This is a genomic window from Burkholderia sp. Ax-1719 (genome assembly GCF_011753055.1).
Lineage (GTDB): Bacteria > Pseudomonadota > Gammaproteobacteria > Burkholderiales > Burkholderiaceae > Paraburkholderia.
This window is the reverse complement of sequence record NZ_VWWJ01000001.1, coordinates 196,982-222,630: the sequence shown is the minus strand read 5'-3', so window position 1 is coordinate 222,630 and position 25,649 is coordinate 196,982. Positions and strand designations below refer to the sequence as shown.

Annotated in this window: 20 protein-coding genes and 2 pseudogenes; 13 read left to right on the top strand and 9 right to left on the bottom strand. The window is 65.5% G+C overall.

The features are described 5' to 3' along the window. Positions 1 to 250: 250 nt before the first annotated feature. Positions 251 to 1,159: a LysR substrate-binding domain-containing protein gene (locus F3J17_RS00960; protein ID WP_167052918.1), complete on the top strand. Its 909-nt coding sequence runs from the start codon at positions 251 to 253 to the stop codon at positions 1,157 to 1,159. Positions 1,160 to 1,244: 85 nt separating this feature from the next. Here F3J17_RS00960 and F3J17_RS00955 read toward each other — a convergent pair whose 3' ends face one another. The 4 genes from F3J17_RS00955 to F3J17_RS00940 form a co-directional block, all read right to left on the bottom strand. Continuing rightward, complete coding sequence (locus tag F3J17_RS00955) at positions 1,245 to 2,642, bottom strand: MFS transporter (protein ID WP_167052916.1); 1,398 nt, start codon at positions 2,640 to 2,642, stop codon at positions 1,245 to 1,247. 159 nt (positions 2,643 to 2,801) lie between these two features. Then, complete coding sequence (locus tag F3J17_RS00950; RefSeq protein ID WP_167052914.1) at positions 2,802 to 3,980, bottom strand: CaiB/BaiF CoA-transferase family protein; 1,179 nt, start codon at positions 3,978 to 3,980, stop codon at positions 2,802 to 2,804. 18 nt (positions 3,981 to 3,998) lie between these two features. After that, positions 3,999 to 5,159 (bottom strand): acyl-CoA dehydrogenase family protein, encoded by a 1,161-nt coding sequence (locus F3J17_RS00945; protein ID WP_167052912.1) that lies wholly within the window; start codon positions 5,157 to 5,159, stop codon positions 3,999 to 4,001. Between the two features lie 44 nt (positions 5,160 to 5,203). After that, a complete protein-coding gene (locus F3J17_RS00940; protein WP_167052910.1) occupies positions 5,204 to 6,058 on the bottom strand; it encodes a MaoC family dehydratase N-terminal domain-containing protein in 855 nt (284 codons plus the stop codon). Between the two features lie 149 nt (positions 6,059 to 6,207). Between F3J17_RS00940 and F3J17_RS00935 the strand changes: the two genes are divergently transcribed. Further along, entirely contained in the window at positions 6,208 to 7,152 is a 945-nt protein-coding gene (locus tag F3J17_RS00935; RefSeq protein ID WP_167052908.1) for a LysR substrate-binding domain-containing protein, read from the top strand. A 61-nt stretch (positions 7,153 to 7,213) separates the two neighbouring features. Here the strand turns inward: F3J17_RS00935 and F3J17_RS00930 are convergent, their stop codons facing one another. Beyond that, positions 7,214 to 7,663 carry a PRC-barrel domain-containing protein gene (locus F3J17_RS00930; protein WP_167052906.1) on the bottom strand — a complete coding sequence of 150 codons (450 nt, stop codon included), beginning with the start codon at positions 7,661 to 7,663 and terminating at the stop codon, positions 7,214 to 7,216. 140 nt (positions 7,664 to 7,803) lie between these two features. Then, positions 7,804 to 8,832 carry a glycosyltransferase family 2 protein gene (locus F3J17_RS00925; protein WP_167052904.1) on the bottom strand — a complete coding sequence of 343 codons (1,029 nt, stop codon included), beginning with the start codon at positions 8,830 to 8,832 and terminating at the stop codon, positions 7,804 to 7,806. A gap of 357 nt (positions 8,833 to 9,189) precedes the next feature. Here F3J17_RS00925 and F3J17_RS00920 point away from each other — a divergent pair, with 357 nt between their 5' ends. The 4 genes and pseudogenes from F3J17_RS00920 (at position 9,190) to F3J17_RS00905 (ending at position 13,524) form a co-directional block, all read left to right on the top strand. Beyond that, the gene (locus F3J17_RS00920; RefSeq protein ID WP_167052903.1) at positions 9,190 to 10,296 is read left to right on the top strand and encodes an FUSC family protein; all 1,107 of its coding nucleotides are present in this window, start codon (positions 9,190 to 9,192) and stop codon (positions 10,294 to 10,296) included. 197 nt (positions 10,297 to 10,493) lie between these two features. Next, a pseudogene (locus tag F3J17_RS00915) lies at positions 10,494 to 11,627 on the top strand (aminotransferase class V-fold PLP-dependent enzyme); the annotation flags it as partial. Between the two features lie 151 nt (positions 11,628 to 11,778). After that, positions 11,779 to 12,759 carry an ROK family protein gene (locus tag F3J17_RS00910; RefSeq protein ID WP_167052900.1) on the top strand — a complete coding sequence of 327 codons (981 nt, stop codon included), beginning with the start codon at positions 11,779 to 11,781 and terminating at the stop codon, positions 12,757 to 12,759. A gap of 30 nt (positions 12,760 to 12,789) precedes the next feature. Next, positions 12,790 to 13,524, top strand: coding sequence for a copper homeostasis protein CutC (locus tag F3J17_RS00905; RefSeq protein WP_167052898.1), 735 nt, complete (start codon positions 12,790 to 12,792; stop codon positions 13,522 to 13,524). A 33-nt stretch (positions 13,525 to 13,557) separates the two neighbouring features. On the opposite strand, the gene F3J17_RS00900 is transcribed toward F3J17_RS00905, so the two are convergent. Together F3J17_RS00900 and F3J17_RS00895 are read right to left on the bottom strand one after the other, a co-directional pair. Next, positions 13,558 to 14,223: a DUF2278 family protein gene (locus F3J17_RS00900; RefSeq protein ID WP_167052896.1), complete on the bottom strand. Its 666-nt coding sequence runs from the start codon at positions 14,221 to 14,223 to the stop codon at positions 13,558 to 13,560. 107 nt (positions 14,224 to 14,330) lie between these two features. Further along, positions 14,331 to 14,841: pseudogene (locus F3J17_RS00895) on the bottom strand (DUF1697 domain-containing protein). Positions 14,842 to 14,929: 88 nt separating this feature from the next. Here F3J17_RS00895 and F3J17_RS00890 point away from each other — a divergent pair. From F3J17_RS00890 to F3J17_RS00880, 3 genes are all read left to right on the top strand, one after another. Next, entirely contained in the window at positions 14,930 to 15,430 is a 501-nt protein-coding gene (locus F3J17_RS00890) for an NAD(P)H-dependent oxidoreductase (RefSeq protein ID WP_167052894.1), read from the top strand. 273 nt (positions 15,431 to 15,703) lie between these two features. Next, entirely contained in the window at positions 15,704 to 16,354 is a 651-nt protein-coding gene (locus tag F3J17_RS00885; RefSeq protein WP_240160711.1) for a peptidoglycan DD-metalloendopeptidase family protein, read from the top strand. Positions 16,355 to 16,366: 12 nt separating this feature from the next. Then, complete coding sequence (locus tag F3J17_RS00880; RefSeq protein WP_167052890.1) at positions 16,367 to 17,590, top strand: glycosyltransferase family 9 protein; 1,224 nt, start codon at positions 16,367 to 16,369, stop codon at positions 17,588 to 17,590. Positions 17,591 to 17,594: 4 nt separating this feature from the next. Here the strand turns inward: F3J17_RS00880 and F3J17_RS00875 are convergent, their stop codons facing one another. Continuing rightward, positions 17,595 to 19,058, bottom strand: a complete 1,464-nt coding sequence (locus F3J17_RS00875) for a sensor domain-containing diguanylate cyclase (protein WP_167052888.1) — start codon at positions 19,056 to 19,058, stop codon at positions 17,595 to 17,597. A gap of 377 nt (positions 19,059 to 19,435) precedes the next feature. Here F3J17_RS00875 and F3J17_RS00870 point away from each other — a divergent pair, with 377 nt between their 5' ends. The 4 genes from F3J17_RS00870 (at position 19,436) to F3J17_RS00855 (ending at position 25,642) form a co-directional block, all read left to right on the top strand. Further along, positions 19,436 to 21,466, top strand: a complete 2,031-nt coding sequence (locus tag F3J17_RS00870; protein ID WP_167052886.1) for an SPFH domain-containing protein — start codon at positions 19,436 to 19,438, stop codon at positions 21,464 to 21,466. A 170-nt stretch (positions 21,467 to 21,636) separates the two neighbouring features. Then, a complete protein-coding gene (locus F3J17_RS00865; protein ID WP_345891106.1) occupies positions 21,637 to 22,611 on the top strand; it encodes a protease modulator HflC in 975 nt (324 codons plus the stop codon). Next, positions 22,608 to 23,666, top strand: a complete 1,059-nt coding sequence (locus tag F3J17_RS00860; RefSeq protein ID WP_167052884.1) for an SPFH domain-containing protein — start codon at positions 22,608 to 22,610, stop codon at positions 23,664 to 23,666. Before F3J17_RS00865 ends, F3J17_RS00860 begins: the two co-directional genes overlap by 4 nt. Next, positions 23,663 to 25,642: a cation-translocating P-type ATPase gene (locus tag F3J17_RS00855; RefSeq protein ID WP_167052882.1), complete on the top strand. Its 1,980-nt coding sequence runs from the start codon at positions 23,663 to 23,665 to the stop codon at positions 25,640 to 25,642. Before F3J17_RS00860 ends, F3J17_RS00855 begins: the two co-directional genes overlap by 4 nt. Positions 25,643 to 25,649 lie beyond the last annotated feature (7 nt).

The following is a 25,649-nucleotide window of genomic DNA, read 5'->3' as shown; positions in this document are numbered from 1 at the left end:
GTGCGCCAAACAGGTTTTCAGGGACCGCTGTGAACAAATATGCGCCAGACTGGAACACGAATAGAGTATTTACGTAACAAAGCTTTCTAATTGCCATTGGTAATGAAAAGCGCCCTTTTATGTTCCAGAGCGAGCATCCTAGCGAGGCTGTTCGGGTGGGTATAATTCTTCTTTATCGGTGCGTTATTCAAATCCGATATACATGCGTCGCCTGTGTGCAGGCTTCCAGCCAGGATCGTCTTTCATCGTTATGACCAGGCCGCTTAACTTCCCTCAGTTGCAGGCGTTCCGCGCGATCATGCAGGCGGGCACGACCATCGGCGCGGCGGCGATGCTGAACACCACGCAGCCGTCGATCAGCCGACGGCTGACCGAACTGCAAAACTTCTCGGGCCTCAAGCTGCTGGAAAAGCATCAGGGCCGTTTGCGGCCGACGCGCGAAGGCATGCTGCTCTATCGCGCCATTCAGAAGCATTTTGAAGGGTTGGACCAGATCGAGACCGTCGTGGCGATGTTGCGGCGTTCGGGCACCGGCACGTTGCGCATCGGCTGCACGCCCGTGCTCGCGCTGGGCGTATTGCCGGCTGTCGTGGAAGTATTCAGCCAACGCTTTCCCGACGCGCATCTGATCGTTCATACGCACGCGACACTGCGCCTGATGGAATTGCTGCGTCAGGAGTTATTCGATTGCATCCTCACGACAGGCAAGGTCATGGAGAGCGATTTCGAGTCGCTGGCCATGAGGACGATTCCCGCTGTTTGCGTCTTGCCGCACGGTCATCGGCTTGCGAACGAAGCGGTCGTGGATGTGCGGATGCTGCGCGGAGAGCGTCTGATCACGCTGGACAGCGCCGATGAAATTACGCTCGCGCTCGGCGCCCTCATGTATGCGGTCGGGCTGGAGATGAAGTCCGCGATCGAGACGACGTCGTCGATCACCGTTTGCGCGATGGTGGCAAGCGGCAACGGCATCGGCGTGGTCACGCCGTTCGTCGCCGGTACGTTCGCGCAAAAGGTGCTGATCAAACCGTTCGTGCCGGCAATCGGCGTCACGGTGAGCATGGCGACCACCACGCAAACGGCCCCTTCGCTGCTGGCGAGCCATTTTGTCGAAGTGCTGATGGAGCACTTGCACGAGTTGCCGCCCACGTTCGCCTGAACGCCGCGGGCTGCGCAAATAAAAATGCCGCTTCGTTATCGCGAAGCGGCATTCAGTCATGCGAACAAACTGGCGTGTTACGCGCTCACTGCACTTTGGTGCCACCCGCTACCGTTGCGCCGGTCGCGAAGCGTTCTGCGTCCGGCTCAGGCTGAATGTCTTCGAGCGCCGCGCGGCTCGTCTCCACCCGCAGAACCAGAATGGCCACGCACAGCACGGCGAGCACCACGCTCACCATTGCGATCACACCGGACACGCCAAAACGCTCGTACAGCAGCAACGCGAGCCAGGGCGTGACGATCGACGAGGCGCGCCCGCAGGTGCCGGCCACGCCTGTGCCGCGCAGGCGCACTTCGGTCGGGAACAGTTCGGGGATATAGCCAAACAGGCCGAGCGTGCAGATCGTGTAGATCGCGCTCACGAGACAGAAGCCCACCAGCATGATCGCGGCCGGTTCGCGCAGCGTCACATAGATCCAGCCGAGCACCACGCTCACCACCGACGCAATCAGGATGCCGCGCGCCCGCCCGACGCGGTCCGCGATGAAATAGCCGATCAGGCCGCCCACCGGCGAACCCACCGACATCACGAACACAAATCCCAGCGACTTCACGATCGACAGACCTTGCGCTACGAAGAACGTCGGCAGCCACGCAATGAAGCCATAAAGGCCCACATTGACGCCGATGGCCGTGATGGCCGCAACAAACGTGCGGCTGCGCATGCCGCGCGCGAACAGCGCGCTGATCGGCACTTTGCCTTTGTGCAGATCGACTGCGCGCTGCACGGGCGGCAATTCCCCGACCTGTGCGCTGACTTCGCGCTCGATGGCGGCAAGCGTTGCTTCGGCTTCGTCGAGACGGCCGACCGATTCGAGCCAGCGCGGCGATTCCGGCATGCGATGACGCAGGAACCACACCACCAGCGCGCCCACGCCCGCCACCGCGAACATATAACGCCAGCCCAGATTCGGGATAATCCAGTAACCGGCGGCGAGGGCCGCGAACAGGCCGCTATTCGTGATGATTGCGAGCAGCGAAACCCATTTGCCGCGCGTGGCGGGCGGGACGAATTCCGCGAGCGTACCGGCGGCGACCACGAGTTCCGCACCCAGCCCAAGGCCCATGATGAAGCGCAGCGCGATCAGCCATTCGATATTGGGCGCGAAGCACGCGGCTATCGATGCCAGACCGAACACCGCGAGATTGAGCTGATACGAATAGCGGCGCCCGAGCCGGTCGCCAAGCCAGCCCGCGAGGAACGCGCCCAGCATCATGCCGACGAAAGTGGAGGAGACGAACATCGCGCCGTGATGCAGATCGGTGAAGCCGTCCTTGACCATCGAGGCGACCGAGCCGTTGGCGAGATAGATGTCGAAGGCGTCGAGAAACGCGCCGCCCGCAATCAGGCCGAGTATTTTCCAGTGAAAGCGTGAAACAGGTAGCCGGTCGAGGCGGCCGGCGGCATTGACCGTGTGCTGCATGAAGGTGTCTCCTTTGTGATGCCGCCTGCGCGCCCGTCAAGGGTGCGCAGGTGCCTGATACATTGGCGGCCGCGCGAGTATTTTTGTTTCTGTGCGCGGCGTGGATACGGCTTTTATGGCTTCTTTCAGTGCTTCTTTACAGCGGTTTTTATTGCGTGTTCAAACTGTGCCGGTTTCGTGCAAGGCGCGAATGTGCGCCTCGTCGTAACCGAGTTCCTTGAGGATTGCGTCGGTGTGCTCGCCGAGCGCGGGCACCGGGTCCATGCGCGGCTCGTCCGCGAGCGTGAGGCCCGGCGGCAACAACGCGGGGATCATGCCCGCGGGCGTGCCCACCTGCGTCCAGCGCTCGCGCGCGCCGAGTTGCGCGTGCGTCCACACGGCCTGCATGTCGTTGATGTGCGCGTTGGCGATCTTCGCGGCTTCTAGCCGCTCGATGACGTCGTGCGCGGTGAGGCGCGCGAACACGTCTTCGATCAACTGGCCCAGTTCTGTGCGATGCGCGACGCGGCGGCTGTTGGCGCTGAAGCGCTCGTCATCGGCGAGTTCGGGCTGGCGCAGCACGACCTCGCAGAACTGTTTCCATTCGCGCTCGTTTTGCAGGCCGAGCATCACCGATTTGCCATCGCCCGCCTTGAACGGACCGTAGGGATAGATCGTTGCGTGCGCCGCGCCGTTGCGTGGTGGCGGCGTCTGGCCATCGAACGCGTAGTAGAGCGGAAAGCTCATCCACTCGACCATGCTTTCGAGCATCGACACGTCGATGCGGCGGCCGCGCCCGGTCTTGCCGCGCTCGATCAGCGCCGCGAGGATGTTCGAATACGCGTACATGCCCGCGGAAATATCGGCGATCGAGCAGCCCGCCTTGGCGGATTCCTCGGGCGTGCCGGTGACGCTCAGAAAGCCCGATTCGCTCTGGATCAGCAGGTCGTAGGCTTTCTTGTCGCGATACGGTCCGTCGCTGCCATAGCCCGAAATATCGCAGACGATCAGACGCGGATAACGCTCGCGCAGTGCCTCGTAATCGAGCCCAAGGCGCTGCGTCGCGCCGGGCGCGAGGTTCTGCACGAATACATCGGCGTCGGCGAGCAGGCTGTGCACGATCTCCTGCGCCTCAGCCTGTTTGACGTCGAGCGTGAGACTTTCCTTCGAGCGGTTGGTCCAGACGAAATGCGAGGCCAGGCCGTGCACGCGCTCGTCATAGTTGCGCGCGAAATCGCCCACGCCCGGACGCTCCACCTTGATGACGCGCGCGCCCAGATCGGCGAGCTGGCGCGTGCAGAACGGCGCCGCGATCGCATGCTCGAACGTGACGACCTTGATGCCTTCGAGAGGGCGCATGGGGTCTCCTCGGCTCGATCAGAATGAACGCGGCAGGCCGAGCATATGTTCGGCGACGTACGAGAGAATCAGGTTGGTCGAGATCGGCGCGACCTGATAGAGACGCGTTTCACGGAACTTGCGCTCCACATCGTATTCGCACGCAAAGCCGAAGCCGCCGTGGAATTGCAGGCAGGCATTGGCGGCTTCCCACGAAGCGTCGGCGGCCAGCAGCTTGGCCATATTGGCCTGTGCGCCGCAAGGCTGATGAGCGTCGAAACGGCGCGCGGCCTCGAAGCGCATCAGGTTGGCCGCTTCCACGTTGATAAAAGAGCGCGCGATGGGAAACTGCACGCCCTGGTTCTGACCGATCGGACGACCAAACACCTGGCGATCCTTAACATACTTCGTGACGCGATCGACAAACCAGTAACCGTCGCCGATACACTCGGCGGCGATCAGCGTGCGCTCCGCGTTCAGGCCGTCGAGAATGTATTTGAAGCCCTTGCCTTCCTCGCCGATGAGGTTTTCCGCCGGGATTTCGAGGTTGTCGAAGAACAGCTCGTTGGTCTCGTGATTGACCATGTTGAGAATCGGCTGGACCGTCAGCCCTTTGCCAATCGCCTCGCGCAGATCGACGATAAAAATCGACATGCCTTCGCTTTTCTTCGTCACGTCCGAAAGCGGCGTGGTGCGCGCCAGCAGGATCATCAGATCCGAGTGCTGCACGCGCGAGATCCACACTTTCTGACCGTTGATCACATAGCGGTCTCCCTTGCGCACGGCCGTGGTCTTGATCTTCGTGGTGTCGGTGCCGGTGGTGGGCTCGGTCACGCCCATCGACTGCAAACGCAGTTCGCCGCTGGCGATCTTCGGCAGATATTTGCGCTTCTGTTCTTCCGAACCGTGGCGCAGCAGCGTGCCCATGTTGTACATCTGGCCGTGGCACGCGCCCGAGTTGCCGCCGCTGCGGTTGATCTCTTCCATGATGACCGAGGCTTCGGTCAGTCCCAGGCCCGAGCCGCCATACTCCTGCGGAATCAGCGCAGCAAGCCAGCCCGCCTTGGTGAGTGCGTCGACGAAGGCTTCGGGGTAGCCGCGCGTCTCGTCGATCTTGCGGAAATACTCGTCGGGGAACTGGCTGCACAGATCGCGCACGGCGTCGCGAATGTCCTGGTATTGATCGGTCGTTTCAGTCATGGCTAGGGATATCCGTCCAGATGCTAAGAGATTCGGTATTGCGTTCAGGCCAGTACAGCTTGCGCCGACATCGTCAGCCAGCCTTCGTGGTCCTGCGCCCAGAGTTCGATGTGTTTGCCGTCTTCGGCGCGACGTCCGCACACCGCGAAGCCGTGGCCGAGGAAGGTGGGCCGCACGGCCTTGAAGCGGTATTCGCGCACCACGGCTTCGGGCGCCACGCGCGCGAGCGCATCGAGCAGCAGCGTGGCGATCAGCGGGCCGTGCACGACGAGGTCGGGATAGCCTTCGGCGTTGCGTGCGTAGTCGCGGTCGTAGTGAATGCGATGGCCGTTGAAGGTGAGCGCCGAATAGCGGAACAGCAGCACTTCGCTGGGCGCGATGTCGCGTCGCCAGTCGGCGTCGGCGGGCGCAGGCGTGGGCTTCGCGGGTGTCTGACCGGGCTGGCCCGCTTGCACCGCGTCGCGATAGACAATGTCCTGCTCCTCGCGGATTGCCGTGACGCCATCGGCCTTGATCTCGTGTTCGACGGTCACGAAGGCGAGACGGCCGCTGCGGCCTTCCTTGTGCTCGATCGACAGCACGCGCGAAACGCGTTCGGCCTGCGCGCCGATTCTCAGGGGGGCGTTGAAAGTGATGCGGCCGCCCGCTGCCATGCGGCGCGGCAGGCCCAGATCGGGCAGAAAGCCGCCAGTTTGCGGATGACCGTCCGCGCCGAGTTCGGCTTGCGGCGCGGCGGACCAGAAGTAGAGCCAGTGCCAGATCGGCGGGAGGGCGTCGCCGGCGCGCGGCACGCTGCTGCAGTCGAGCGTGGCGGCAAGAGCCGCGGCGGGAGCGAGGGAAATCGTGTCGCTGACGGACTGGACAGGCCCGGTGGAAGACTCAGTGGAAGGTGCAGGCATCGCCGTCTCCTGCGCCCATCGAGCGGGCGCATCTCATTTTTCGATCAGGAATGAGGCGACTGTATGCGAATGTTCCGGCACGCGGAAATATGGATTGAATGTGCCGGTCATAAGGGTATCCTATGACCCTCGCATCGAGGGCCGGGCCCATGGACGTTCGTCAGCTTCGTTATTTCGTCAACATCGTCGACTACGGCAGCCTCGGCAAGGCTGCGGAAAAACTCTATGTGGCGCAGCCGTCGCTCAGCCAGCAGATTGCGAAACTGGAGGACGATCTGGGCGTGCCGCTGCTGGTGCGCAGCCCGCAGGGCGTGAAGCCCACGGCGGCCGGGCAGGCGCTGTATCGCCACGCGCGGCTCGTGCTGCATCAAATGGAGCAATTGCGCCAGGAGGTGCGCGAAGGCGTGGGCGCGGAGTCGGGCACGGTCGCTATCGGCTTGCCTACGACCATGGCTTCGGTGCTCGCCATGCCGGTTTTCCGGCGCGTGCGCGAGCGCTTTCCCGGCATCCGCCTGCAGTTCTTCGAAAGCATGAGCGGCTATCTGAACGAACTGCTCGCGAATGGCCGTCTCGATCTCGCCATTCTGTTCCGCGATACCGCGACGCCCGGCATCTCGGCGCTGCCCGTGCTCGACGAGGAGCTTTATCTGATGGGTGAACCGGGTGTGTCCGCGCGTGCGCGCACCTGTACGCTCGGCTCGCTGGCGGATGTGCCGCTGGTCGCGCCCGGCGTGTCGAACGGCTTGCGTCTGCTGCTGGAGCGCACGTTTGCGCGCGAGCAGGTGCCGCTGAACATCATCGCCGATATCGATTCCTTGCCGATGCTGCTCTCGGTGGCGCAGTCGGGCGCGGCCTGCACGATCCTGCCGACATCGGCGCTCGCCCTGCGCGCGAGCGCGGAACGGCCTAAAACGCGGCGTATCGTCGATCCGCTGATCCGGCGGCCCGCGAGCATCTGCTGGCCCAATGCATTACCGGTGAGTTCGGCTTCGCTGGCGGTGCGGCGCACGATCTGCGATCTGATCGAGGAACTGTCCGCGGCGGGGGTGTGGACGGGGATCCAACTGCGCGAGGAGGGGATTGTGGCGGGGTGAGGCGCGCTCACCCGCACGATGCGCGACGTCAGAGAGGACGCCGCGCATCGGGAAAGCCGTATTACTGCGCGGCCTTCGAGTTGCTATCGACGCGCTTGGGCTTGGGCGGCGAATCGATCTTCGCGTACTGGAACGCCGGCGTGGCCTTGAGCGCTTCCTTGGTCGCGCCCGGCAGATAGAGATTGCCGTTGCGCACGTCGAGCGCTGCGATCGGCACGGCCACATCATGCACGCCGACGCCGAGGAAACCGCCCGCCGAAACGATGGCCGCCGACACCGAACCGTCCGGTGCGACGATCAGGTCGCGCACCGTGCCAATTTTGGCGTTGTCGTCGTTATAGACAGCCTTGCCGAGCACGCTTTTCTTCACGCTCCAGCCTTCGAGCAGCGCCTGCGATTGCTCGACCGTCACGCTCAGCGGCTGCGCGCCGGCCACCTGGGCTTGCGCGCTGGCGCTGGCTACACCTGCGGCAATCACGGCGGCCGCCAACATCGTCATGCGAACAGACATTTATCGTGCTCCTGGTTTAAGTCTTGATCCTGACCGGGCGCGGTCCCGCCACGCTACGGACATCGGATTGACATACTAGCGGGAATGGCCGAAGGCTGCGCTTAAGCTGAATGTCGCACGCTATTCAGCCTGAATCGTCCTCATGGAATACGGGTACGCGAGACGTCCACGACCTGTTCCTCGCTGTCGAACAAGGGCGCAGGCGTGCTGGCGAGCCACGCGCTCTTCCAGATCATCAGCAGGTGATAGTAGAGCCGCACGCTCAGGCCAAACCGGTACGCATAGAGATGCGTGAGCGCCAGATTCAGCCCGGCGCGCGCCTGGCGATTGCGCGCCAGCAGCGAGACCACGATCGGCACGAGCCGCCGCAACGCCAGCCGACGCGCCGGTTCGAGTTCGGGCGGTAGCTCCAGGGCTTCGAGAAAATGCCAGGCGGCCAGCGACGATGCACTGGGCGTGCGACGCGTGGCCTGCGAAACCGATACCTCGGTCTTGCGATAACACGAAACATAATCGTCGACATAACAGACGCCGCGCGCCGCCAGGCAGACCCGCACGCCGAACACGAAATCGCAGCACACCGCGAACGGCGCGCCGTCGTTATCGCCATAGCCGATGCGCTTCACGAGCGCGGCGTCGGCCAGCCAGCCATTGTTCGGAAACATCTGCACGATGCCCGTGCGTCCGGCAATCGGCTGCACGCCGGCGGCTTCGTGCGTGCGGTGATAGGCGCGATTCATGCGTTCGCTGGCAGCCTGGTCGATATGCCCTTGCGCATCGGTTTCATATTGTTTGCCGAACGCCACCTCAATACCGGGATTGAGCGTCCATTGCGCCAATAGCCGCTCGACGGCGGTGTCGAGCAGAAAGTCGTCGTCGTGAATCAGCAGGATCTTGTCGCCGCCCGCGCGTGCGAAAAGGCTCGCGACATTGCGCGCCTGACCCAGCGCCGGAACATTGCGCCGATAAACAATGCGTGCATCGTGCGCATAGCGCTGGGCGATCAATTGTTCGGTATGCGTGTCCGGCGAATCGTCGCCGATCACGATTTCAATATTCGAATGCGTCTGCGCAAGACACGATTCAATGCAGCGGATCAGCAGATCCGGGCGATTGTACGTGGGCAGACAGATCGAGACGCTCGTAGAGACGCTCGTTGTTATCGTCATGGGCCTACCCCAGCTGAAAAGCCTGATAAAAGTTCGCAAAAGTGGTTCGCATTGCGAACGTCAAACAGCTGGCATGACGGTAAGGGATAAAAACTCGAAAGAAATTGAAAATAAATCGCAAGGTACGCGAATGCGGGAAAACGCTGATTTAAAAGGAATTAAATGGAATTCGTATGATGATTTAACGAGTAAGCGCGTGTTTCATTGCTGACAGTCGTCTTGCTGTTTGCTAACGGCAGGTGACGCTTCAGACGGTGCGCTCTTGCAAGAGAATGAACAGGAAAACACGCGCGTCGATTAGCATCTTGGCTTTAAGGCGCTGCTTCATATTGCTCGCCAGAATCTCCGATTGCCGCCATGACGCCCAATACCTATTTCCACAAACCGCTCACGCCATTTCGCCGCGCGCTCGCGCGTTTCTCGCTGTCCGAAATGGCGAAGTACACCAAGCTCACGCTCGGTATGTGGATTGGTTTTGCGATTCCCTATCACTACGGCTATCCGGACGCGGCCGTCGCGCTTGCCGGCTCGACCATGCTCACGCTGGCGCTGGGCAGCTCGATTTCCGCCGCGCGCGGCTATTTCTATAAGCGCGTGACTTCGAACCTCGTGGCGATGCCCATCGGCACGTTATTGATCTGGCTGACCGCGCCGCATCTCTGGCTGGGCGTGCTGCTGCTGCCGATCGTCATCTTTGCGATCGTGCGCGTAAAGCCTTCGGTGTTCCAGATGACCAGCATCACCGTGCCGATGACGCTGGTGCTCTATACCGGCGAGCATATTCCGCTGCTGGAGCAGCGCCTGATTGGCGTGGTGCTGGGCATGCTGCTGGGCTTCATCATCCAGCAGGTCGTGTTTCCGCCTGATCACGGCTTCTGGGCCAATACGCTCGTCAACGAAGGCAATGAGCGCGCGCTCAAACTGCTCGACGAGATTGCCAGCGGCACGCTGGACCATTCGCAATTGCGCACGGCAACGGCGGCGCTGCGTAAATCCAGCAGCAATCTGAAAGAGGCGCACGATCTGCTCAAGGCCGATCTCGCGCAGTCGTGGGTATCGCCGCACCTGGAACGCAATCGCGTGCGCACGCCGCTGTTCTGGTGTTATCACGAACTGTTCGACTCCGTGGTCAATTTCCTGGAGACCTTCGATACCTTCAACGCGCAATTTGAAACCTTGAATGCGCAATGGAAAGAGGATTTCCGCCACGGCCTCGCGCGCCTGGTCGACGCGCATCGCCAGCTTGCGCAGGTCGCCGATCTGCGCGTCGAGCGTCCTGGCCTGACGATGCAGCCTTTGCCGATGTCGGCGCTGCATGCGCTGGTTGAAGCGCTGCCGGCGGCCGGCGTGTACACGAGCGTTTATCTGGGCCATCTGACCGGATACGGCATCCTGCTGGCGCGCCTGACCGCCATGCATACGGAGCATCTGGGCGACGCAGCACAGCAGCCGGTGACGCCATAACGGATTCGCTGCAGCAGCCAATGCCTCGCTTGCGCGCGCCAAAGAGAAAATAATTCTTCGCCGATGCGCAGGCGCGGCTTAATTTGGAACCACTTTCTACGGAGCGCCGCGTAGCATAAGTCCCCATTCCAGACGCATCAGACGCAAGCGCGCGACCCCGCGCGCAACGCATCGAGCAACGCAAAGAGCAAAACAGAATGGGCGACACACTGCATTACTTCGACTACGCGGCAACCACGCCGGCCGACCCGCGCGTGATCGCGGCCATGTGCGAGTGCCTGGGCATGGACGGCGCATTCGGCAATCCGGCCTCCAGCTCGCACGCGGCGGGCGTGAAGGCGCGCGGCCTCGTCGAACAGGCGCGCGCCCAGGTGGCGGCGCTGATTGGCGCGGCAGCCGATGAAATCGTCTGGACCTCGGGCGCCACCGAGTCGAACAATCTCGCCCTCAAGGGTTTTGCCGAAACGGCCACGCGCCGTCATCTGATCACGAGTTGCCTCGAACACAAGGCGATTCTCGACACCATGGCGAGCCTCGAACAGCGCGGCATGCAGGTGAGCACGGTGCGCCCGGACGCCGACGGCAATATCACCGCCGCAGCCGTGAAGGCCGCATTGCGCGCCGACACCGGCCTCGTTTCGCTGATGCTGGTGAACAACGAAATCGGCACGCTCACGGACATCGCGGCCATCGCGCCGATCGTGCATGAAGCGGGCGCGCTGCTGCATGTGGACGCGGCCCAGGCGCTGGGCAAGACGCCGATCGACGTGAAGGCGATGGGCATCGACCTGCTGTCGATGTCGGCGCACAAGGTGTATGGGCCCAAGGGCATCGGCGCGCTGTATGTGAGCCGCGAGGCGGCCGCGCGTATCGCGCCGCAGATGCACGGCGGCGGCCATGAGCGCGGCCTGCGCTCGGGTACGCTGGCGACGCACCAGATCGTCGGCATGGGCGTGGCCTGCGCGCTGGCGGCGCAGCAGATGGACGCGGACACGCAGCGCATCGCGCAACTCGCGCAGCAACTGCTCGACGGTGTGCGCGATCTCGACATCGTCACGCAGAACGCACGCAACGCGCGCCGCATCCCGCACACGCTGAGCCTCACGATCGATTCGAGCGGCTTCTTCCCGTTCATGCTTTCCGCCGATCTGGCCGTGTCGTCGACTTCGGCGTGCAATTCGGCGTCGGGCGCGCCGTCGCATGTGCTGAGCGCAATCGGCCTGAGCGCCGAAGCAGCCAGCCGCACGCTGCGCTTCAGCTTTGGCCGCTACACCACGGCGCAGGACGTCGAGCACGCGATTGGCTGTCTGCGCACCGTCGTCGCGCAATGCGGGCCGCGCGTAAGCGCATAACGTCGCGCCGAGCGCCGAGCGCCGACAGCACGCGTAAAGTACGGGGCAAGATAGCGCCCCTCCCGCGCCGCCTGGAAGTCTCCCGGCGGCGCGCGCATTTTGCGCGGGCGTGTTACCGAACGAGCGCCCGATGCCCGACCCTGTCACTTCCTCCAGCAAAGCCACGCATCAAACCGCGATCTACACCGCCGATATCGGCGGTTCGTTCATGCGCCTCGCGGCCTGCGCGCCGGATGGCTCACTCACGCTGCTCGCGAAGCAGCCGACGCCCGCGCACGACTGGACGCAATTCGCCGATGCGCTGGCCAGCATGCTCGCGGCGCACGCGCATCTCGACACCGCGCAACATCGTGCGCCGCTTGCGCTCTCCATCGCCGGGCTGGTCGATCCGCTCGACGGCGTGGCGTTCTCCGCGAATCTTCCCTGCATCACCGGCCGCCCGCTGGCGAACGCGCTTTCGATGCGCCTGAACCGCGCGGTGTACGCCGCCAATGACGCTGATTGCCTTGCCCTCGCCGAAGCGGTGTCGGGTGCGGGCGCAGGCCATCGCGTGGTGTTCACCGCCGTGCTCGGTACGGGCGTGGGCGGCGGCCTCGTTGCCGATGGCCGGCTGATTCGCGGCGCGGGCGGCGTGACGGGCGAGTGGGGCCACGGGCCGATCGTGAATACCCAGTGCGTGATCGATGGCGAAACGCTCCATGTGCCGCGCTTTGCCTGCGGCTGCGGGCAGAGCGGCTGTGTCGATACGATCGGCGGTGCGCGCGGCATCGAACGCCTGCATGCGCATCTGCATGGGCATCTGCGCGGCCTGTCGCATGACAGCCACGCGATCATCACCGCCTGGCAGCAGGGTGACGCCGCGGCTACCCGCACGCTAGCGGTCTGGCGCGAACTGGTTGCGGACCCGCTTGCCGCGGTCGTTAACGTCACAGGTGCTTCGGTGGTGACCGTGGGCGGCGGCCTGGCTTCGGCGGGCGCGCTGGTTGCATGGCTCGATCTGGCGGTACGCGCCCGCGTGCTGCATCGGCGCGAACAGGCGCTCGTCGTGCCGGGCCGTTATCGCGACGAAGGCGGCTTGATTGGCGCGGCCTGGCTCGCGCGGCAAGCGTAAATACTCACCACAAAAACGAAAAGGATCACCATGCCCGTCTTGCTCGAAGTCTGCGTCGATAGCGCCGATGGTCTGGACGCCGCCATTGCTGGCGGCGCGGATCGGATCGAATTGTGTTCCGCGCTCGATCTGGGCGGACTCACGCCCACGCCGGGGCTGATTGCAGCGGCGTCGCGCGCGCCGATCCCGGTCTACGCGATGATCCGTCCACATGCGCGCGCGTTCGTCTGGACGGCCGCCGACGTCGCCGCGATGCTGGCGGAGATCGACGCGATGCGCGCCGCGGGACTCGCGGGCGTGGTCTTGGGTGCAGCCTTGCCCGATGGCGCGCTCGACGTGGCGCTGCTGAAAACATTGCGCGCCCATGCGACAGGACTTGGCGCGACGCTGCATCGCGTATTCGATCTCGTTCCCGATCCCGCCGCCGCGCTCGAAGCGGCCATTGCGCTGGGTTTCGAGCGTGTGCTGACCTCGGGCGGAGCGGCGCGCGCCGAAGACGGGCTGGCGGCGCTCGGCGCGCTGGCGCGGCAGGCGGCGGGCCGTATCGGCATCATGCCGGGCAGCGGCGTTTCGGAGGCGAATGTCGCGCGCATCGTTCAAGGCATGGGCGCCAACGAGGTGCATGCGTCGTGCCGCGAAACGCTCGCGCACGACGATGCCAAGGGTGTCGAACTGGGATTTTTTCCCGCGCGTCAGGGGATCACATCGGTGAGCGCCGTGCAGACGCTCAAGCGCGCGCTCGCCACACTCGCCACTTTCGACTAGGCGGATCGGGCGCGCGCAGCCATCACAACCCCATCACGAAATCGGCTTCGAGTCGGCCGTGGGATTGCCCAGATCGTCGGTGGGCACATATTGCTGGTCGAATGCCGCGACGTAGAGCGCCCATTGCGGCTCGCCCAGATCGACGAGCAGTGCGCCGTCCTGCCAGATGTCGTTGTGGTCGTTGCTGTCATCGCCGGGACGGTGGATGAACGCGCCTTTCGACCCCTGGTTCATGTGGACGTCGTGCACGCCATCGCCTTCGCTGTAGAAGCGGCCGAACACATAGACGTCATTACCGCCCTGCTGTGCACGCTGCAAAAGACGCTGGAGCGTGGCGACCGGCTCGACGGCGTCGGTGCCGTCCATCACGTCGCTGTCGCGCCACTTGCCCGTATTGTCGAGAAAATCGCTGCGCTGGAAGTCGATCGCGGGCAACGCTGCCTGGCCGGTCAGGTCCTGGGAACCCGACGCGGCCTCCTTGAGCGTGGCCAGCACCGGATGGCGAAAATCGAACAGCAGCTTGTACTTGAGCAGGTCGTCTGCATCGGTGGTGCCGACGTTGACCGCGACATCCCATTGCGCGCCCGCCACCGAGAGGCCGAAGTGCAGGTGATACTGCACTTCATGGGGCCGCCGCGTGGCTTTGAGTTGCGGCGCGGTCACGATCTTGCCCTTCGCGTAGCCGTAAGGAAGCGACATCTTTCACGTCTCCTCAAGAGAAACGAACCATCGTAGGCGCGTTGCGTGACACCAATGCTGCGGACGATGCGGCGTGGGTGATTCTGCTGGACTCTGCCAGGGGGTGCTTACTCTGCTGCCCATTGCGCGAGCGTCGCCACGGTGTTCATGTTGCGCGCCGTACCGTCTTTGGCCGCGGCAATCTTGAGCTTCGAGCGGCCAATGCCGTCGGGATAAAACACGTAGATTTCATGCTTGCCACGCGCGAGTTGTTCGGTGCCCTGGCCGCTGAGTGTGTCGAGCGCATCGGCGGGGGGCGCGGCGTCCAGGAAGATCGCGACCGTGCGCTCGGGCGGCGCGTCGGCAAACGGGTTGTTCGCGAGCACGGCGGCCATTTCTTTGGCGTTACGCAGCAGCACGCCCACCGGCTTGCCGGCATAGGCTGCGAGGCTTTGTTCGAGTTGCTTCCTGACGCTTGCCGCCGTCAGCCGGCTTTCGAACACGACATTGCCGCTGGCGATATAAGTGCGCACATTGACGAAGCCGAGTGCTTCGCACATCGCGCGCAGTTCGGGCATGGGCAGTTTGCCGGTGCCGCCGACGTTCACGGCACGCAGCAAGGGCGATGTAGGTAGGCATGAGCGGATGGTACGCGAAATGGGCGGGCGGTATCATCGCTGCGCGCGGTGCGCCATCCCGGCTGCTGGCTCAAGGAAGGCCCTCAAGCATGAAGACGCTGCTGATCGTTTATCACTCGGTGACCGGAGGCACACAGCAGATGGCCGAAGCGGCGGCCGCGGCCGCACAGGCACAAGGCAATGCGTCAGCGCTGACGGTCAAACTGCAGCGCGCCCATGAGACGCATCCCGCCGATGTACTCGCCGCCGACGGCTATCTGTTCGCCACACCCGAAAATCTCGCGGCCATCGCCGGACTCATGAAGGACTTTTTCGACCGCTGCTATTACCCGGCGCTCGATCGCCTGAACGGCCGCCCCTATGCGGCCATGATCTGCGCGGGCAGCGACGGCCAGAACGCGCTGCGTCAGGTCGAGCGCATCGCAACAGGCTGGCGCCTGAAGCCCGTCGCCGATGGCCTCATTGTCTGCACGCATGCCCAGACGCCCGAGCGCATCCTCGCGCCCAAGATCATCGGCGCGGACGATCTGGCGCGCTGCGCCGAACTGGGTGCGGGCCTCGCGGCCGGACTGATGCTCGGCGTGTTCTGACCAACTTTCGCGCAGTGTTGTAAAGGATTGTCAGGGCTGACGCGGCACTGTCAACGCTGCTGCCACCGATTCGCACGAGAGCGATCGATGTGCGCGCCGAATACCAGGATAGAACCTGACGCGCGTCTTCCATAATGCTCGGCTCTATAAAAAACGCAGGATGACGAATTAATGAGATCGAGCACAAGTACGCGTTGGAGCCGGGCGGCCTGTGGGGGCCTGCTTGCCGCAAGCGCCGCGCTGTCGGGCTGCGCACTTCAGGGCGGCGCCGACATGACCCTCTTCACAGCCAGTTGCAACAACGCCGTTGCGGGCTATTACTGCGTGCAACCGGGCGATACGCTCGATAGCGTGGCCTACGGCTTCGGGCGCAAGCCGGAAGAGATCGCACGGTGGAACGGGCTTGCGCCAGGCGCGAGCTTGCCGATGACGAAGTTGCTGCGAGTATCGCCGCCCGACTGGACCGCTTTGCAGCGCACCGCTCCGGAAGCCGCCTCCGCTGCGGCTGCGGTCGCGGGGCCTTCGTCCGCGCCGCAGAAGGCGGCGCAATTCATCTGGCCCGTCAGCGGTATGGTGGTGCGCGAATTCGGTGCGGACAATGCGCGCGGCATCGAGATTGCCGGGCGTGCGGGCATGCCGATCAAGGCCGTCGCTTCGGGGCGCGTGGTCTATGCGGGCGACGGCATCAAATCCTATGGCCTGATGGTCATCGTCAAACACGACGACGGGTATGTCACCGCCTACGGCAACAACCGCAAGATCCTCGTTCACGAAGGCGATGCGGTCACGCAGGGTATGACCATCGCCGAGATGGGCGCGCGTGGCGGCGGGCAGGCGCTGCTGCAATTCGAAATGCGCAAGGGCAGCCATGCGGTCGATCCGCTCGCGCATCTGCCGGCGGGTTCGGGGCCGCTGGCGGAATAAGCGGGGGCGCGCATGGATGACTTCAAAGGTCGTGTGATTCAGTTTCACCAGTATTGCGACGCAATGCGCGTCGAAGCGGCATTCGAACTGGCCGCGCAGCTGGAGCGCACAGCCGTGACAGGCGCTGATCACGTCATGCTTGGGATCTGCCAGTCTCGCATCGGCTGGTTTGCTCAGGCGGAGCACACCTTGTCGGGTGTTTTGCCTTCACTCGCGCCGGGAGAAGCGCTCACGCGGCGGGTGTCGGCAGAGCTTGCCACGGTAAAGAACCAGTTGGGCAAGATAGAAGAAAGCGCGGAGATCGAGAAACAGTTGTACAGCCGACGCTGCTATACGATCGCGGACCCCGCGCGCGCCGCGTTCATCCCGCTCTTTCGTGAGCGACTGCTGGAAGACGGCGATACGGTCGAAGGCAAGCGCGTGTTTATGGTGCTGGCGGGCGGTCAAGGCGACGCCATCGAGCAGTTCCGGAATATCGACAATCTGCTGGCGGAAGGGGCGAGCCAGATATGCGTTAATACGCCAGAATCGTTGCGTGAGCTGGTCTCGAATGCGGCGCTAGCCGTGACCCATCAGACCGGAACCTTCGACGAGCTTGCCCAATGCGATTGCCTCATGCTGGGCAATATCATGAACTTGCGCTATCGGTCACCCGACGCGCCGAAGGTGTCGCGCGTGGGTTACATGAGACCTGCGCAGATAAGGAAGAATCCGGTTCGTCTGGAGCCGCTGCCAGGGAAAATAAAGATCGGCATCGTCTGGCGCAGTACGAATGCGACCTGGTTCCAATGCCGCCACGAACCATTTCGTTCGATCCCGCTGCCGGTGCTCGAACCGTTGCTGGCTCAGGCGCAGATCCAGTTTTTCTCGCTTCAGTTTGGCGCACTGACGCAAGCCGAGCAGGCGATACTCGCGCGCCATCATGTCGTGGACGCCGCGCCGGCGGTGCGGTCGTTCGCCGACCTGGCGGACATCGTCATGCAACTCGATCTGGTGATCACCATCGATTCCGCTCCCGCTCATCTATGCGGCGCGCTCGACGTCCCGGTGTGGAATCTGCTCGCGCAGGTCTCCGACTGGCGATGGGGCGACGCCGCACAGCGAACGACGGCGCTGTATCCATCGATGCGACTGTTGCGCCAGAGAGTATTAGGCGACTGGCAACCCGTGGTAGCGGAGTTGTGTGCACAACTTGCGCGCATTGAAGTGCTGGCGCACCCAGCGCGTCGCTCCTGACACTTCATCCGGACGATAGCGGCGACGCCAATGACGCGGCGCCGTTCGCGCCATTCGAATCCGCCAGCGCGACGCGGTTGCGTCCTGCGCGCTTGGCCGTATAGAGCGCGGCGTCGGCGGCTTCTATTAGCGCGTTGGGCGTCACGGTGGCGTCCGCCAGGCTGCTGGTGGCGCAGCCCGCGCTTACGGTGATCTGACCGCTGGCCGCGGGCGTCGGGATCATCAGTTCGACGACGGCGGCGCGGGCGCGCTCGGCAATCGCACAGGCATCCTGCGCATCCGTATCGGGCAACACCAGCGCGAATTCCTCGCCGCCATAGCGCGCGACGAAATCGCCCTGACGCAGCGTGCGCGCGAGTGCGCCGGCTACGGCGGCAAGACACGCATCGCCGTGCAGATGGCCATAGGCGTCGTTGTAGCGTTTGAAATGATCGACGTCGATCATCACCAGCGAGAGCGGCTGCGCCTGCTGCGCCGCGCGCTCGCAGGCGAGCAGGAATTGCGTGTCGAAGTAGCTGCGGTTGTAGACGCGCGTGAGCGCATCGCGTGCCGAGGTGCGCACGAGCGACGCATGCACTTCCGCAAGCTGCCGATAAAGCGTGGTGACTTCCCAGACCAGCACGCACACCAGCACGCCCGGCGCGAGCATGCTGAAGATGCGCGCCACGTACCAGCCCAGCGTGAAGCGTTCGATGCTGAGGGTATTGAGCGCGGCGTCGACGAACGACGCGAGCAGCGCCACCACGATCCACCAATCGAGTACGAGACGCAGCCGTCCCTTGAGCAGCACCACGGCGATGGCGGCGACATTGAGCGCGCAGATCGCCAGCCCCGCGAGATTCGCGACCAGATGCGTCGTCAGACTGACAGGCTGCTGCAGCGTCGGCGCGGTCGTGGAAGCGCGCCACGGTTCGACCATATCGACTTGCGCGACCAGCACGCCAAGCAGCGCGGCGACCAATGCGGGACCGGCGATCAATACCCAGTCTCGCCAGCCTCGCCAGCCGCGCCCTGCGCTCATCCTGGGCTGGACGGGCGACGTGTCGCCGGACGCGCGCGAACGCACCAGTTCGGCGACGATCACGAGTAGCGGGAAGCCCGCGTGCCAGAAGATCCACATCCATGCGGCGCTGTGCGGCCCCGCGCCCAGCAAACCGTTGCGCGTGAAGATGCCAGGAAACATCAGTAACTGCAGCGCCACGGCGATGGCGGTGAACGCATAAGCGCCGCCGAGCGCGCCGAGCATGGGCGCGCGCGTGGCGGCAAACCGCGCGCCCAGCAGAAAGGCCGCGATGCCCGAGGTGGTAAATACCGTGAGCGCGCACATCGGCATGAACGGGGCGACGGCGGGCAGCGCCTCGTGCGCGCGCGGCGCGGCCAGCGCGAGCGTCAGCAGGATCGCGAGCGCGCAGGCGCTGGCGATGAGCGCCTGCCTGCGCGTCGCCGGTGCGATCAGCAAGCCGTCCATGGGTAGCGTGTTGCGTCCTTGAATGCGTTGTTGTCGTTGTGGATGGGCGGCGCGAAGGGGCGAGTTCGTTGCCGGTCGTTGCCGAACATTGCCGAACGTTGCCCTTGGCCCGCGGCGGGCCGATTTTCACGACCGCCACGTCTGCCACGACCGTCATACCCCGTCGTCGTTGCCTCGATGGATCCGCGTATTGTGCGCCGATTCCCAGTGCATCGGTGCGCCCGTGTGCGGGCCGCGGCGCGGGCCGCTCGCGCGCGTCAAGGTTGAGTTTCCGAATCGAGCGCGCTACATTGGGGCGCGCCTGGGCCACGCCGCGCCGGGCCTTTCATGCTAATGCGATCGTCGCAATCGTCGTAAATTCCCTGTAAGGAGCCCTGATGGTGCAGCGCGCAGCGCGCGAGAATCGCGAAGCTCACGGGTGGTTCGCCGCTCGCGTGGGCCAGACCCGGCTGGGGGCCTGCGCGCTGGGGCTCGCCGTCGTGAGCGGGGTGCTGGCGCTGGCATCGGGGCTGCCCTTCGATGCGCGCTGGTGCGCGGTGCTGGCGAGTGCAAGCCTCGATGTGCTGATCGCCGTGATCGGCACGCGGCTTTATGTCGAGCGCATCACGGTGCCGGCCGCCGAACGTGTGCCGCTCTGGAAGACGTTGCTTGCTCTCGCGCGGCTGGCCTTGCGGCATGACACCGGCAAAGGCAAAAAAGGTAAAAGCGAGAACGCCGAAGCGTCCGCCGCGACCATCCTCTCCGATGCCTCCGATCCATTCGACTCGCCCGCCACGCCCGATGTCCACGCGCTCTTGCGGTCCTTGCCCTGGCGGCCTTGCGTCGCGCCGCTGCTCGCCCTGATTTCACTCGCTTTCGCCGTGCTCGCGTGGCAGCGTCCCGCATTTCAGGCCGATGCCGGCAACGCACAGGCGCCGCTCTTCGTTGCGCTCGCGTGTGCGTTCGCGCTGGCCTTCGGCGTACTGCTGGTCGAGCGCATGCATGCTCACTACGCCGAACGCGCTGATGTATCCGACGCGCCCGTCGCGCTGGCGGCGCTGCTGCGCGTGCTCCTCGTCGCCGCGCTGGGCGCGGCGGCATCGCTTGCGCTGATCGCTTTTGCCGGCGTATCTCCCACCTGGCTCGTGCGCATTGCCGCTGTACTGAGCGGCGCGGTAGCGGTCGAGCTTGCCGTGCGCGCGGCGTGGGCGTGGTTTTCCGCGCCCGCGCCGCAAGCCGGCGACAGCTGGATGCTCTCCAGCACCATCGCGCAAACCCTGCGTCCGCATGCGCGCCCGCTCGCGGCGCTCGACGAGCAACTGCGCGCGCGCTACGGCATCGACCTGCGCCAGAACTGGGCGCTGCAAAGCTTCGCGCGTCTGTTGCCCGCCACCTTCGCGCTTATGCTGCTGGCGGGTTGGCTGCTGGGTGGCGTGACGGTCCTCGGTCCCGATCAGCGCGCGGTCTACGAGCGTTTCGGCGCGCCGGTCGCGGTGTGGCAGCCGGGCCTGCACGTCGGCTTGCCCTGGCCGTTTGGCCGTGCGCGCGTGATCGACAACGGCGCGATCCATCAGCTGATCGTATCGGGCAGCGCGGGCGACGATGCCAGCGCGGGCCAGCGCAGCGTTCCCGCTACCGCCGCCCTGTCCGCCGATGGCCGCACACCGCCGCAACTCGACCGCCTCTGGGACGTCGCGCATCCGTATGAGACGACCCAGGTGATCGCGGGCACCAGCGGCGATCAACAGGCGTTCCAGATCGTCAGCGCCGACGTGCGCCTCGACTACCGCATCGGTTTGTCCGACGCGGCGGCGCGCGCCGCGCTCTACCGCGCAGTCGACCTGGACCAGACCGTGCGCGCGATCGCGAATCGCGAGGTGGTGCGGTATCTCGCGTCGCGCACGCTGCCCGCGCTGCTCGACACGCCGCAGACCGCGATGGCCGCGACGCTGCGCGGCGTCGTGCAGCATGAGCTCGATCGCGCGATCGGCGGAGTCGAGGTGGTGGCGGTGGTGATCGAGAGCGTGCATCCGCCGGCGGGCGCGGCGGCGGCGTATCACGGCGTGCAGGCCGCGCAGATTCGCGCCGAAGCGAGCGTGGTCGAGGCGCGCGGCTTCGCGGCGGCGACCGTGGGCGGCGCGCAGCGACAGGCCATCGAGACCATCGCGCAAGGCAGCGCGAACGGCGCGGACGCGCTGGCGGCCGCGCGCGTGCAACAGGCCGGTTTCGACGCCGACGTGATCGCCCAGGGCCTGGGCGGCCCGGCGTTCGCCTTCGAGTACTACCTGCACGCGCTGCAAAAGGGCCTGCAGAACGCGAATCTGACCATCATCGACGACCGACTCGCGAGCGGCGGTCGCGCGACCTTCGACCTGCGTCCGCTTACGCCCGCCCTGGCAGGTGCGAAAGGCGTGCGGCCCGCGTGGTAAGTGTCCGGGCACGTGCGGGGTATCGAATCAATCTTAAGCAAGGTGACCTGAACGTGGGTTTCATTCATACACACGGCGATGCACATGACCACAAGCATGGCGGCCACGATGGCGATCATCATCACGGTCACCATCATCACGGACATTCGCACGGCCAGCCCGGCGCGCCCGTGAACCGTCCGCGCTTTGCGCTGCGCGTGGCACTGGCCGCGCTCTGCGTAATCGTCGCGCTGGTGGTGGCGAGCTTCGTGCAGGTGCGCGAGGGCGAGGCGGCGGTCGTGACGCGTTTCGGCGACCCGGTGCGGGTGCTGCTGCAACCGGGGCTGGCCTGGCGTCTGCCCGCGCCCATCGAAGCGGCCGTGCCCGTCGACCTGCGTCTGCACACGACGTCGAGCGGCCTGCAGGACGTCGGCACGCGCGACGGCCTGCGCATCATCGTGCAGGCCTATGTGGCGTGGCGCGTGCCCGCCAATGCGACCGATATCGGTCGCTTCGTGCGCGCGGTGCGCAACGAACCCGACGAAGCCGCCCGGCAGATCCGTTCGCTGGTGGGATCGGCCTTGCAGACCACCTCGGCGGGTTTCGATCTGGCGTCGCTCGTCAATACCGATCCCGGCCAGGTGCGCATCGGCGCGTTCGAAGAGGCGCTGCGCCGCCAGGTGGACGCACAGGTCTATGCCGCCTACGGCGTGCATGTGGTGCAGGTCGGGCTGGAGCGCTTGACGCTGCCGGCCGTGACGCTGGCCGCGACGGTCGAGCGCATGCGCGCCGAACGTGAAACCGTGGCCGCGCAGCGCACCGCCGAAGGCAACCGCGAAGCCGCGCAGATCCGCTCGGACGCTGACCGCGACGCGCGCGTGCTGATCGCCGACGCCAACGTCAAAGCCGCCGATATCGAGGCGCAATCGCGCAAGGACGCCGCGGCGATCTACGGCAAGAGCTACGCCGCCGACCCGCAGCTCTACACCATGCTGCGCTCGCTCGACACGCTCGGCACGGTGGTCAATACGAACACCAACCTGATCCTGCGCACCGATGCCGCGCCGTTCCGCGCCCTCGTGCAAGGGCCGCCGGGCATGGGCGCACCCGCGAACAGCGTGACGGCCGGCAATGCGCCCGCATCCAGCCACGGACACAGCCGATGAGCGCGCCCGAACTTCAGCCAGAGATTCAGCCTGGGTTTCAACCCAGGCTCGGACCGGGCGCACAAACGGTGCGCCTGTCGTTCTGGTTCATCGCGGCGCTGGCGGTCGTGGCCGCGCTCGCCTGGGCGAGCTCGAACGTGCGCCGCATTCCCGCCGACAGCAGCGCAGTCGTCACGCGCTTCGGAGCATATGTGCGCGAGCAGGGCGCGGGTCTGCTGGTGGCGTGGCCGCGTCCCTTCGAAGATGTGCAACTCGTGCCGGGCAGCCAGCGCGTGCTCGAACATCGCGTGACTGCGCTCGAACGCGATCCCGGCGCACCGGCGACGCTCGGCCTCGACAGCGATGCGGAAGCCGGTTCGGGCTACGTGCTCACCGGCGACAACGGCGTCGTGCAACTGAGCGCCACGCTGTTCTATCGCGTGAGCGACCCCTATGCGTACGCGTTGCAGCTCGCGCATCTCGACGCGGCGATCGAGCGCGTGGTGTCCGCCGCCGTGGTGGAGACGGCGGCGCGGCGCGACCTCGACGCGATCCTGGTCGCGCGCCCCGAAATGGTTTCCGCCGATCAGCAGATGGCCGTGCGCCGCGAGCAGTTGCGCGGCGACCTGGCGAGCGCGATCCAGCGCCATCTCGACGCGCTGGCCGCCGCGCACGCCGGGCTGGGCATAGAAGTGGCGCGCGTGGATGTGCAGACCGCGTTTCCAGCTTCGGCCATCGACGCCTTCAACGCCGTGCTCAACTCGATGCAGAACGCCGAGCGCGATGTCGCCAGGGCCCGCACCATCGCCGAAAAGACCCGCCAGGGCGCGCAGCAGAACGCCGACCGCATCGTCCAGGACGCTCAGGCCAGCGCCGCCGAGCGGGTGGCGAAGGCGCAATCGGAAACCTCGACGATTGCGCAGCTCGAAGCGGCGCTGGCCGACAACCACGACCCGGGGCTGGTGGCGCGCGCCTATCGGGATCGCGTGCAGGCGGTGCTGGCGAAGGCCGCGCGCGTGACGACGCTGGACCCGAACGACGCGTCGAGTCTGGTGCTGCCGGGGCGCGCGCCATGACGACGCCGTATGAACCGCTGACGCATCACGCCGATATGCGTGACGACGCTGCTTCGCAGCAGCAACAGGACGTTTCCGCGCTCGCGCTGTCGGCCGCCGAGCGCCGCGCGATCACGCGCCACACGCTGCTGGCGCTGCTCGCGGGCGGCCTGCTGCTGCTCTCGCTGGCGTGGCCGTGGCTCTCGCCCGCCGGTGCGCGCGGCGACGCGACCGTCGCTCAGTTGCTGGCGGCGGCGGCTTCGCTGGTGGTCGCGCCGCCCGTGTTCGCGGGCGCCTGGCACAGCCTCAGATCGCCGAGCCTGCATGGCGTGACCGACCGCCTGATCGCGCTTGCCATGCTGGGCGCCTGGGCGGTCGGCGACATGACGACCGCGGCGCTGTTGCCTATCGTCATGACTTTCGGTCACGCGCTTGAAGAACGCAGCGTGCTGGGCTCGCAGGAAGCGATTCGCGCGCTTGGCCGCCTGACTTCGGGAAAGGTGCGGCGCGTGCGCGAATCGGGTGAGATCGAGGAAGTGTCGTATGAGGCGATCCGTCAGGGCGATCTGGTCGATGTGCTGCCGGGCGCGCGTATTCCCGCCGATGGCGTGGTGCGCCAGGGGCGTTCGAGCATCGACAACGGCCCGATCACGGGCGAATCGCTGCCGCAGGATGCGAACGAGGGCGCGAGCGTCTATGGCGGCGCGATCAATCTGGACGGGCCGCTGCGCGTGGAAATCACGCAGGTGGGCGAAGCCTCGACGCTGGGCAAGGTGATCGAGCTGATGCAGCGCGCGGAAGCCGCCAAGCCGCCCATCACGCAGGCGCTCGAACGCTATATGGACGTGTATCTCGCGCTCGTGCTGCTGATTGCGGCGATCGTCTGGTTCGTGAGCGCCAATGCGCAGGCGATGCTCGCGGTGATCGTTGCGGCCTGCCCGTGCGCGCTCGTGCTGGCCGCGCCGTCGACGGCCATCGCCGGGATCGCGGCGGGCGCGAGGCGCGGCATCCTGTTTCGCAACACCGCGTTTCTCGACAAGATCGCCGAGATCGATTCGCTGGTGATCGACAAGACCGGCACGCTCACGCATGGCGAGCTGCGTCTCACGCGCACGGTGTGGCAGCCGGGCGTGGACGAAGCGCAGGCGCGCGAACTGGCGGCGCGTCTTGCGATGAGTAGTGCGCATCCGGTGTGCCGCGCGCTGGTGCGCGAAAGCGTTGCAGGCGCTTCGGCTGCTGAGCCGCTGGCTGAAGCGCGCGAGTTGCGCGGGCTGGGTGTGATTGCGCAGACGCCGCAAGGCGTCGCGGTGCTCGGACGCGCGGATCTGCTGGCGCAGCATGTGAGTGCGCTGCCCGCCGCGCCCGCTGACATTAACGGGCCGTGCGCGGGCCTGGCGCTCGATGGCCGCCTGCTGGCGTGGTTCGGTTTCGCCGATACGCTGCGTGCAGAGGCGCGCGCCGCGCTCGACGATCTGCGCGCGCTCGGCATCACGCGCGAGGCGCTGGTGACGGGCGACCGCGAAAGCGTCGCGCGGCGGCTCGCGGGCGAAGTCGGCATCGAGACGGTGGTGGCGCAGGCGCTGCCGCACGACAAACTCGACTACGTGCTCGCCGAGATCGACGCGGGCCATCATCCGCTCGTGGTGGGCGACGGTCTGAACGACGTGCTGGCGATCAAGGCTGGCTCGACCAGCGTGGCGATGGGCGAACGCGGCGTCGATATCGCCGTGGCCTCCGCCGATGTCGTGCTGCTCGCCGACGATCTGCGCCGTCTGCCGGACTGCATTCGCCTTGGCCGCGCATGCCGCCGGATCGCGACGACCAATGCCGCTATCGGCCTCGCCTGGACGGTTGCCGTGATCGCACTGGCGGCGCTCGGCGCGCTGAGCGCGGTGGCCACCGCAATCCTCCATAACGTGGGCACGCTCGTCGTGATCGCCAATGCGGGCCGCCTGCTGCGCCGCGACGACGACGCGCCGCATCACCCTTCCGCTTGAATTGAAT

Bases quoted from the DNA above. Each gene is read 5' to 3' on its own strand.
- F3J17_RS00960 (WP_167052918.1), top strand. From the start codon at position 251: ATGACCAGGCCGCTTAACTTCCCTCAGTTGCAGGCGTTCCGCGCGATC.
- F3J17_RS00955 (WP_167052916.1), bottom strand. From the start codon at position 2,642: ATGCAGCACACGGTCAATGCCGCCGGCCGCCTCGACCGGCTACCTGTT.
- F3J17_RS00950 (WP_167052914.1), bottom strand. From the start codon at position 3,980: ATGCGCCCTCTCGAAGGCATCAAGGTCGTCACGTTCGAGCATGCGATC.
- F3J17_RS00945 (WP_167052912.1), bottom strand. From the start codon at position 5,159: ATGACTGAAACGACCGATCAATACCAGGACATTCGCGACGCCGTGCGC.
- F3J17_RS00940 (WP_167052910.1), bottom strand. From the start codon at position 6,058: ATGCCTGCACCTTCCACTGAGTCTTCCACCGGGCCTGTCCAGTCCGTC.
- F3J17_RS00935 (WP_167052908.1), top strand. From the start codon at position 6,208: ATGGACGTTCGTCAGCTTCGTTATTTCGTCAACATCGTCGACTACGGC.
- F3J17_RS00930 (WP_167052906.1), bottom strand. From the start codon at position 7,663: ATGTCTGTTCGCATGACGATGTTGGCGGCCGCCGTGATTGCCGCAGGT.
- F3J17_RS00925 (WP_167052904.1), bottom strand. From the start codon at position 8,832: ATGACGATAACAACGAGCGTCTCTACGAGCGTCTCGATCTGTCTGCCC.
- F3J17_RS00920 (WP_167052903.1), top strand. From the start codon at position 9,190: ATGACGCCCAATACCTATTTCCACAAACCGCTCACGCCATTTCGCCGC.
- F3J17_RS00910 (WP_167052900.1), top strand. From the start codon at position 11,779: ATGCCCGACCCTGTCACTTCCTCCAGCAAAGCCACGCATCAAACCGCG.
- F3J17_RS00905 (WP_167052898.1), top strand. From the start codon at position 12,790: ATGCCCGTCTTGCTCGAAGTCTGCGTCGATAGCGCCGATGGTCTGGAC.
- F3J17_RS00900 (WP_167052896.1), bottom strand. From the start codon at position 14,223: ATGTCGCTTCCTTACGGCTACGCGAAGGGCAAGATCGTGACCGCGCCG.
- F3J17_RS00890 (WP_167052894.1), top strand. From the start codon at position 14,930: ATGAAGACGCTGCTGATCGTTTATCACTCGGTGACCGGAGGCACACAG.
- F3J17_RS00885 (WP_240160711.1), top strand. From the start codon at position 15,704: ATGACCCTCTTCACAGCCAGTTGCAACAACGCCGTTGCGGGCTATTAC.
- F3J17_RS00880 (WP_167052890.1), top strand. From the start codon at position 16,367: ATGGATGACTTCAAAGGTCGTGTGATTCAGTTTCACCAGTATTGCGAC.
- F3J17_RS00875 (WP_167052888.1), bottom strand. From the start codon at position 19,058: ATGGACGGCTTGCTGATCGCACCGGCGACGCGCAGGCAGGCGCTCATC.
- F3J17_RS00870 (WP_167052886.1), top strand. From the start codon at position 19,436: ATGGTGCAGCGCGCAGCGCGCGAGAATCGCGAAGCTCACGGGTGGTTC.
- F3J17_RS00860 (WP_167052884.1), top strand. From the start codon at position 22,608: ATGAGCGCGCCCGAACTTCAGCCAGAGATTCAGCCTGGGTTTCAACCC.
- F3J17_RS00855 (WP_167052882.1), top strand. From the start codon at position 23,663: ATGACGACGCCGTATGAACCGCTGACGCATCACGCCGATATGCGTGAC.